Source organism: Moraxella sp. RCAD0137, from assembly GCF_002894025.1.
GTDB lineage: Bacteria > Pseudomonadota > Gammaproteobacteria > Pseudomonadales > Moraxellaceae > Moraxella > Moraxella porci.
Genome location: NZ_LTCC01000038.1, coordinates 1 through 712 on the forward strand (window position 1 = coordinate 1; position 712 = coordinate 712).

Here is a 712-nt window from a genome sequence, read left to right on the forward strand (position 1 = left end):
GGGGCTGTACTAGATTAGCCTAAATCCCACACCATCTTCTCAATACTTTAAGCTGATTAGATGGTGTACCATAGTTAAAACGAAACTCACATTCTTTGATAAAAAGATGAAAGTGTTTCTTGTCAATGCCATTGTACTTTCTTAAAACACGCTTGGCTTGCGACCAGAAATTCTCAATGCCGTTGATGTGATTATGGTCTTTTGCAAATTCTTTGGAATGGTTAATTCTAAAATGCTTAAAATCACTTACATCAAGAGCATTATAGCTTTTGTAGCAGTCTGTATAAACAATACTATCAGGCTTGATTTTGCTTGTGATGATAGGCATTAGCGTGTTAGTCTTGGTGTCTTTAACCACAACCACAAAGACTTTACCGTTGCGTTTTAAAAGACCGAAGACAGCTGTTTTACCACCAGCGCCACGACCACGCTTGCCTTTGCGAATGCCGCCAAAATAGCTTTCATCAAGCTCTATTTCGCCATCAAACAATTCTTTAGCCTCAAGATTAAGATGGTATTCTATCACAAGTCTGATTTTATGATAGAATAAAGCTGCTGAATTTGGGTGTATTTGTAGTAAATCAGCTGCCGAACGAGCAGTAACTTCAAGTACAAAAAATTCAAGCAGTCTTTTTTGTACTTTTTTACTTAGTTTACAATGGGTTATCTTCATAAAACTAGTATAACATGAGAGTTATTCTAGTACAGCCCC

Annotated in this window: 1 protein-coding gene; it reads right to left on the minus strand. The window is 36.9% G+C overall.

Annotated features, from left to right (window positions below):
• Positions 1 to 19 precede the first annotated feature (19 nt).
• Positions 20 to 673 (minus strand): IS1595 family transposase, encoded by a 654-nt coding sequence (locus tag AZ602_RS09910; RefSeq protein WP_103034748.1) that lies wholly within the window; start codon positions 671 to 673, stop codon positions 20 to 22.
• Between the last annotated feature and the right edge of the window lie 39 nt (positions 674 to 712).

Coding starts and splice junctions, on each gene's coding strand:
- AZ602_RS09910 (WP_103034748.1), bottom strand. CDS start 673: ATGAAGATAACCCATTGTAAACTAAGTAAAAAAGTACAAAAAAGACTG.